Annotated in this window: 9 protein-coding genes; 4 read left to right on the top strand and 5 right to left on the bottom strand. The window is 43.8% G+C overall.

The window, feature by feature from the left end:
- Nucleotides 1–99: 99 nt before the first annotated feature.
- Nucleotides 100–414, top strand: a complete 315-nt coding sequence (locus ACYQ2M_RS24235; RefSeq protein ID WP_459918975.1) for a hypothetical protein — start codon at nt 100–102, stop codon at nt 412–414.
- Here the strand turns inward: ACYQ2M_RS24235 and ACYQ2M_RS24230 are convergent.
- Nucleotides 368–787: a hypothetical protein gene (locus ACYQ2M_RS24230; RefSeq protein ID WP_459918974.1), complete on the bottom strand. Its 420-nt coding sequence runs from the start codon at nt 785–787 to the stop codon at nt 368–370. The genes ACYQ2M_RS24235 and ACYQ2M_RS24230 overlap by 47 nt on opposite strands.
- Before the next feature lie 288 nt (nt 788–1075).
- Between ACYQ2M_RS24230 and ACYQ2M_RS24225 the strand changes: the two genes are divergently transcribed.
- Both ACYQ2M_RS24225 and ACYQ2M_RS24220 read left to right on the top strand, forming a co-directional pair.
- Nucleotides 1076–2383: an HD-GYP domain-containing protein gene (locus ACYQ2M_RS24225; protein WP_459918973.1), complete on the top strand. Its 1308-nt coding sequence runs from the start codon at nt 1076–1078 to the stop codon at nt 2381–2383.
- A 217-nt stretch (nt 2384–2600) separates the two neighbouring features.
- Nucleotides 2601–2993, top strand: a complete 393-nt coding sequence (locus ACYQ2M_RS24220) for a YkgJ family cysteine cluster protein (protein ID WP_459918976.1) — start codon at nt 2601–2603, stop codon at nt 2991–2993.
- Here ACYQ2M_RS24220 and nudC read toward each other — a convergent pair whose 3' ends face one another.
- From nudC to ACYQ2M_RS24200, 4 genes are all read right to left on the bottom strand, one after another.
- Nucleotides 2994–3830 carry an NAD(+) diphosphatase gene (gene nudC, locus ACYQ2M_RS24215; RefSeq protein WP_459918972.1) on the bottom strand — a complete coding sequence of 279 codons (837 nt, stop codon included), beginning with the start codon at nt 3828–3830 and terminating at the stop codon, nt 2994–2996.
- An 87-nt stretch (nt 3831–3917) separates the two neighbouring features.
- Nucleotides 3918–4553, bottom strand: a complete 636-nt coding sequence (locus tag ACYQ2M_RS24210) for a CDP-alcohol phosphatidyltransferase family protein (RefSeq protein WP_459918971.1) — start codon at nt 4551–4553, stop codon at nt 3918–3920.
- Nucleotides 4554–4563: 10 nt separating this feature from the next.
- The gene (locus ACYQ2M_RS24205; protein WP_459918970.1) at nt 4564–5667 is read right to left on the bottom strand and encodes a pyridoxal phosphate-dependent aminotransferase; all 1104 of its coding nucleotides are present in this window, start codon (nt 5665–5667) and stop codon (nt 4564–4566) included.
- Nucleotides 5648–6511: a phosphocholine cytidylyltransferase family protein gene (locus ACYQ2M_RS24200; RefSeq protein WP_459918969.1), complete on the bottom strand. Its 864-nt coding sequence runs from the start codon at nt 6509–6511 to the stop codon at nt 5648–5650. Before ACYQ2M_RS24200 ends, ACYQ2M_RS24205 begins: the two co-directional genes overlap by 20 nt.
- Nucleotides 6512–7013: 502 nt before the next feature.
- Between ACYQ2M_RS24200 and ACYQ2M_RS24195 the strand changes: the two genes are divergently transcribed.
- Nucleotides 7014–7859: a metallophosphoesterase family protein gene (locus ACYQ2M_RS24195; protein ID WP_459918968.1), complete on the top strand. Its 846-nt coding sequence runs from the start codon at nt 7014–7016 to the stop codon at nt 7857–7859.
- Nucleotides 7860–8170: the final 311 nt, after the last annotated feature.

The raw sequence follows: 8170 nt of genomic DNA, 5'->3' as shown, positions 1-8170 counted from the left end.
CATCCAAACTATTGAATATTTGACGGTTAATTCCATTCATAAATGCACACCACCGATAGTTGGTATTCTGTTTGAACCGGTAATAGCACCTTGGTCAACATGCAGCCTGAAACAGTTGCCGAGATCGTGGAGAAGGCCGACGGGCAGGTGATTGGTATTAAGGAGTGTGATGGAAATATGGGCCAGATCAGCGGACTCATCTCCATGGTGGGAGATAAAATCGCAGTGGTCGGCGGAGATGAATTCCTGTTCTGCACGGAGATGCACTGCTTCCCCTGCATGCACCGGAAAAAGAGTTCTGTGCCAGGCTATTCGAATTTTCGAACCTATATACGATCGAACTTTAATGAACACGCTTGTTTTAGGACTAATCGGGCCTATCAAGTTTCTGAGTGGATAGTTGTTCCTGAATAGCGCTTTGAAGTGTGTGATCGGAATCGTCGAAAAGTCGAATTACCGTCTCAAGGATTGAAATTTTCTTCTCCTTTTGCTGTAACACCTGCTCCAATGTTTCAATCTGTTCGGTCAGGGATTGTTTCTCGATACGATTGCTTTTAATTTGACTGCTTACCGCTTGCTCTAACTCCTGTTTTAGTGTTTTAATTTGTTCGGTCAAGAATTGCGTCTCAATAAGATTGCTTTTGATCTGACTGTTCAACCTCTCTTCACATTGCTTAACATCTTCCAGATAATTAACACGGGTTGTGTTAAATTTTTCATTAGAAACGCATCCCAACTGGAGCGCCGAAATACTAAAAAACACATACAACATCAATCGGTTCTTCACTTCTTTTCTCCGCAAAAAAAAATCATCCGTTTATCCAATATCCTTGCTAAATTCAAAAAAGAGCTCCCAATAAGTTGCTTGACGGGTAGATTTCCATATGATATAATTACAAATTTGTCTGACCACTGGAACTGATTGGGCATCTAAACCGAATTCAAGTAGTTATAGTACTAAAATTTATTACAATTGCAAGGTTTAAAAACGCTAATGACATCCGACCATTCCAATATAACAGAATCCAGCTTAAACCGTAATATGAGATCTCTTAAGTCTTCCATCCGGAAAACATTGGTAGTAAGACTTTTTATTGCAGGTTCAGTGATTTCAATTGTCCTTGCTCTCACCGTATTTTCCCTTGAATTTCAAAGATTAAGTCAGCTCGTGAACAACCGGGCAGGTGAAATCGTCGCCCGTTTTAATGATGAAATTCGAGACAATGTAGAAACACCGGTGTTCACGAAAACACCTGAGCTTCAAAATAAACTGAAGATGCTTTCAAGCATCGGTAAGCTGGACCGGGGAATTGGTAACCTTATCTATACGGGAATATATACGCTTAATGGCAAGGCAATCGTTCAGGAAAAAAATGCCGAATCAACGTATATCGATGAAGTTGACGCGATAATGAGTTCTATGGAAGAGCAACTGTCGGCCAGTAGCAGTCATGTCTCAAAATTCAGGTATCTAAATGGTAGTCCACATATTCAGCTCACATTTCCACTCACAAATGAAATAGGGCAACAGACGGCAATCTTAAGTGGCGTATTTGCCGTATCTGCTACCGCAAGAAATGAAGTTGTTGGTCGTATTGCACGGACCTGCCTGGAGACCATTGGAATTGTTCTATTAACTACTCTGATACTCTACCCGATTATTATGACCTTAATTAGCAGATTGTCCCAACAGGCGAATAATCTTCTGGAAGCGAATATTGAGACCTTAGAGGTGCTTGGGAGCGCGATTGCCAAACGGGACAGTGACACGGATATCCACAATTATCGCGTCACGATCTATTCGGTCAGATTGGCCGAGGCGATGGGCCTTGAGCAACGTTTGATTCCTACACTTATAAAAGGTGCTTTTCTTCACGATGTCGGTAAAATTGGAATTTCCGATAACATTCTTTTGAAACCGGGTAAGCTGACAGATGAAGAATTTGAATTCATGAAACACCATGTAAATTACGGCATGGAAATCGTTGAGAGATCCACCTGGCTGAAAGATGCAACAGATGTTGTGAAATATCATCACGAAAAATTTACAGGTGGCGGATATCCCTATGGGCTCAAAGACGATTCCATCCCTATTATTGCAAGAATCTTCGCCATTGCAGATGTCTTTGATGCAATCACCTCAAAACGCCCCTATAAACCACCCATACCCTTTGATGAAGCAATGGACATTATAGCTGAGGGTCGTGGGACTCATTTTGATCCCTCTCTTGTGGACACGTTCAATACGATTGCAAAATCACTTTATGAAAAAATATCTGCCACTCCAGACGAGGCGTTGCGCGAGAATCTTGAATCCATAACACGACAATATTGCTCTGAAGAGATGTATCATCATAAACCATACACTGACAGTCATCGCTGAATTGAACCTGGTTGATAAGATGCAAATACTATAACGCTTTTCAAAACACTTCAACTCTCATTATATTGCTTTTATTATGCTTAAAAAAAAGGGTGTAAAATAGATATTTTACACCCTAGAAGTTTACAACTTTAATGCTGGTAATGGTCAGAACGGTTAAGGTTACCGAATGAATGTAAACTTAACATTAATGTTATAATTATAGCTATTTGCAGAAATAATCTATTTAATCATCCTTTTTTACAAATCTCAGTGCCGCCCGAAGATAGCGGTGGCTGTCAAGACACCCTGTCCCTTTCTGGACCACCAGGAGCATTGCCTGATCTATGCTTTGCGTCCCTTTTCCTGCCGGGCCTATCATTCCACTGATATTGAGGTGTGCCAGGAGGGCCATGACCGGGGATGTGAAATCCAGGTGCCCTGTTATCCTCTGTTTCGGGGCTGCACTGACATGTATTCCTCTGTGTTTATCAAGGTAATGGCAGACCGGGGCTTTGCGTCCTTTCAGGTGGGCTTTGTCAAGGGGCTGGAGGTTCTGTTCTCGGACGAGACTGCCCAGGACCGGTGGCTTGATCATGAAGATGCATTTTCTGCGGCCCGGTTGGGGTGATTATCTTCCAGGGATTTGTGCCTGGATAAAATCATTGATGAGCTGGCCAGCCAGGCTGAATGAGGCCGGGGTTTTGGGCAGGTTATCAGCCCTGAACCATCCTGCCTCAAGGATTTCCTTTGGATCAATGACAATGTCACCTGCGGCATATTCAGCTGTAAATCCGATCATGAGGCTGTCAGGAAAAGGCCAGGGCTGGCTCTTAACATAGCGCAGGTTCTTTACCTCTATTCTGGTTTCTTCAAACACCTCTCTTTTTACACAGGCTTCCAGAGTTTCTGCCGGGGATACGAATCCGGCCAATACGCTGAACATGTTTGTGTCCGGGAAGTTTACCCCCCTGGCCAGAAGAATTTCATCTTCCCGGGTCACGGCCATGATCACGGCAGGGGAGACCCGTGGATAAAAATGCAGATCACAGGAGGGGCAGATCCTGGCATGCTCCCCCTGGTCCGGGATGGTCGGGGCTGCACATTTACCGCAGAATAGAAAATTGATGTGCAGGTCCATGACCCCCCTGGCATGGGCAGCCATCTGTCTGGATATATCCTGTGCCTGTAAATAAAAGGCCCGAAGGCTGATTCGGGAATAATCGGCAGGGCAGTTATCAGATATCAGTTCTGCGCAATAGCAGGGTATGGTCTTGTATGTGCCAAAGAAAAAAGCCTCCCCCATGGGCAGGTCTGCTGCCTGTTTTAAGGTCAGGCAGGGGATGGTGACGGGATTGTTCTTTTCAACAATAAGGCTGTTTTTGTAAAACAGATAAAAATAGGCAGTGTCAGGTTGTTTTTCCGGGCCCATGGCCGATGCGATAAAATCCATGGTTCCAGGTATCACAGCCCCGGGGTTTTGTCCACGGTGGGTGCAAATTTCATCATTATGGCTGAGACCTTTATGGGGGGTACCGCTGGGGGGATCAGCCCGTCAAAAGGTGAAACTGTAAATCAGTGTCAGTATTATTGTGTATCCCACCAGGCCATAAAACCAGGCACTGGAAAATTTTGGGGTTCGCAGGGACGACAGGTTAAACCCTGCCATGACCATGAACATGGCATAGAGGATGATTGAAAAAATAATGGGGCTGAAAAATCCTTCAAACAGAAAAACAAAGGCAAAAATAATAATATTGTTGTCCAGTGCCAGCCCTTTGTAAGTTGAGCTGTCCACAAGGCCGAATACATTAAAATAACTCAGCCGTATGGCACTGGTACCAACAATCACAAAGGCGCCGGGCAGATACCATGCACTGAACTGTCCATAACTTAAAAGGAAAACAGCCGGGCAGATGCCAAAGCTCACCATATCGATCAACGAGTCCAGCTGCCCGCCAAACTCCCCCTGCTTTTTTGTTCTGCCGGTCATGCTTCGGGCGATAATGCCGTCTCCCCAGTCAAAGAGAACAGCCCAGATCATTGCGACCACGGCAATGGGAAATTGTTGTAAAATTGCGAAATATATTCCCAAAAGCGCAGAGAAGAGTCCGGCAAGGGAGCAGAGATTGGGAAGGTCTTTGGCAAACCAGAGCATGCTGGTTTGATGTGAGGGGTGGTCTGTGTTCATCTTAAACTCTCTATTTATACCCGAGGATAGATGCCATGGCATCCACCAGGTTGGTGTTTTCCTGTTCAGTCCGGGAGGCGATACGGATAAACCGATCCCCCTGGGGCATGGTTTTACCCTGACAGTGTTTGATATACATGTTGTGGTCAACGAATAATTTTTCTGTTAATTGGGGGGCATCCAGGCCTTGGTCGGGCAGTCGGCAGAAAATGAAATTTGCGTCTGGTTGATACACGGTTAGCCGTGAAAATGCCTTCAGGCCCTGGTAGAGTTTATCCCGGTCTTTTTTAACCTGGATGCAACTATTTATAAATTCCCCCTGGAAATTAGGCAGTATTCTTAGGAATTCTTCGGCAAATCCGTTGATATTCCAGATATGAACTCCTTGACGAACCGCATTGGCAAATCTCAGATTTGCTGTCACCAGATATCCGATTCGAATGCCGCAAATTCCATAGGCCTTGCTCATGCTTTTAAAAATGGTGACATTGGGGTATTTCTCAATCTCGTTTTCCATTGAAAATTGATCCGGGTCCCGGGTAAAATCAATAAAGGACTCATCAATGATCAGCTGGCAGTCATGGGGGGCCAGTTTTTCTGCCAGACGGACCAGATCCTGTTTGGGAACAGCCATGGAGGTCGGGTTGTTGGGGGTGACCACAACCGCAATGTCTGCATTTTCTTTAATGGCGCAAACTGCGAATTTGTCCACATCCAGGTTAAAGGATGGTGAGTCAAGGGGGAATTCTATGGCATGGCCCAAGGGGGCAGCATTTACATATTCATTAAATGAGGGTACCGGAACAATGAGCCTGTTTGCCATTTGCCCTGAGACGATTTTGATAAGCTCTGCCGCACCATTGCCCACAACAATGCGCTCGGCTGGTTGGTCAATAAGCCTGCCCACCAGGCTGGCCAGGACATCCTGGGCAACCGGGTAGTTCAGCACCAGATCATGGATCTTCTGTTTAAAGCGGGAAAACACTGCTTCCGGCGGGAAATAAAGGTTGTATAAATATGCATGGTCAATAAAATCATGGCGGTAATATCCGCCATGCTGACCTGATACATAGGTATACTTCTCCCCTGGGTTGCTATACTGAGGCTTGGGCATGGGGGCTTCCTTTTAATATTTTTTCCCGGACAGGCCGTCTGGTTTTTTGAAGATAAAGTGTGGTTAACAGTTTAAAGGGCATTCTGGCCTTTGACGGGAACAGACGCTCAGCAGATGCAAGATCTTCTGCCGTGTCAATCTCATACCAGGGTTTATGGTCAAAAAAGACAGCATCAAAGGATAAGGATTTTTCAACCACCAATTGCCTGAATACTTTTTCATAATAGTCATTTACCTGGCCTGCAAGAATACATTGATTCAGTTTCTCGATAACCTTATACCAGGAGGAAACAGACAGGCTATATATATTTACCGTCTTATACCGAGTCGGTCCGGAACCCTTTAACCCGTCACTGTGAAACGCATTAATTCTGTTGGCTCCGTTGATTGTGACGGTTGAACCGTTCAGCCAGGGTTCCATTTTGGCAATGGCGATCCTGTCAGGGTAAATCATCTCTTTCAATAATGAGGGGTCAAAAACAAGATCGCTTTCAACGAGCAAAAACGGTTCATTGATAATATCTCTGGCCATCCACAAGGAGTAAATATTATTGGTTGTTTTGTATAAGGGGCTGAAAACATAGTCAATGGTGAGATTCCCGGCCCGGGTTTCCAGAAAATTTCGAATACAGTCTTCCAGGTGACCGGTAACCACAACCAGTCGTTTGAAACCGTTTTGGTTCAGACTTTTGATCAGCCGTTCCAATATGGATATTTCATTCACAAGGGTTAGGCATTTGGGTGATTTTTTTGTGAGGGGAAGCAGGCGGCTTCCTGTGCCAGCTGCCAGGAGCAATGCCGTTGTTATGCGTTTGGGGGGATAGGGTTTCGGTTCTGATTTCATAGACCTCCTTCTATTAACAATTAATGGACTCAAAAAACCATCATCTATTTTGGAGATGAGATTTTTTGTACGACGGACAGGTCTTGTTAAAAAAGGCTTCTAACTTAGGGGGGCAAACCACATGTGAGAATCGGGATATACACCTTAAAGAAGGAAACGTTTGTGCATCTTGTGGATTTGCACAACTTCCAATAGGCTATAGGAATATCCTGTAAAGTCAAGGACCAAATATTAGATCTGTGTTAGCCGGCATTTAATAAAAATACCTTCAGGTACACCCCGGTTGGGTCATCACCTGAAATGCACAGCATATTTTTACCTTTAGTTTCACGGATGTGTTTTTCAAATGCATTGCAAAGCCTGTTCTAAAACGATAGACTCCAAGGATAGGGGTTTACCCAAGGCAGTGCACCGGCATCACAAATACCTGAAAATCAGTATTTCAAAATTTGGCGTGTCAAACTTAAAGGCGGCAACCTTTGCCTTCAACTGGGAATCATGCATGAATATTTTACACATATCAGACCTTCATTTCGGTCCAAGGCACTGGGATGGCAATGACAAAATTTTACTTAAAAAAATTAACTCATTTGACGCCGATATCGTCATCAATACAGGAGACAATACCACGGATGGACTGGAAGACGAATATGCCAAGGCCGGACGGTTTCTAAAATCCATTAAGTGTAAAAATGTTATCTCCATCATTGGTAACCATGACAAAAGAAATATGCGTTCCCATGAACTCTTCCGAAAATATATTTACAATCCCGATATTATTTACATCTCTAAAATGGAAAAAACAAAAAAGAAGCACCTTTTTTTGGACCGGGAAATAACCAAGGTCCGGGACAATTTCACAGACATTAATTTTATCAAACCCATTTCCATAAATAAAAAAAAGGTGTTGGTTATCAGCATTGATACCAATGAATTATACCGGGATGACGGATATGTTGAAAAAGAGGTCCTGGAAGCAGTTTCCAGAAAAATAAAGCAGACCGAATATGATCTGCCCCTGCTGTTGATTCACCATTCCCTTCTGGGCACAGATGAGTGCCCATTGGTAAACTCATCCTCTTTGATTGATTTTGTCCATGAACATAAAATTGGAATGGTTTTCTGCGGTCATACCCATGAACTGGAACTGATGCAGACCACAGACCTGTATTCCGGGCAGTCCTTTACCCAGTTTATGTGTGGTTCGCTCTCCTCTATCAATCATACCAACGATGACAACATGTTTTTGTTTTATGAAAATGTCGGAGGCCAGACCATGCACCTTTGCCTGATACGAATTTTTGAAAACCAGGGCAAGGTGGCGTTCAAAGAAGAAAGGGTCTTTTAAAGAATCGTGTGTTCCTGTCTAAACGTCTACTCCTGTTAAAAAGAATCTAACCAGTCAGTCCTAATGTGTTTATCTTCCAGGGCAAACACAAGTCAATCTGGTCCGGCTTTTTAGTTTCAAGAATTTTGGCTGTTTATGGTGATCGCTGCATTTTACCAGGGTTTGCCGAAACAAGGTAACTTACTGAAATCATTCATCCGGGCCTTTTACACGCGATCACCCTGATTTATCTCTCCCAAAAGATAGGAAGATGCTTTTAGTCAAGAAAAGTATGAAAAATTATTAAAGCGTTGAAATATGCACTCAACCAC

The organism is Desulfocicer niacini (genome assembly GCF_054657595.1).
This window is presented reverse-complemented; position numbering and strand designations above follow the sequence as displayed.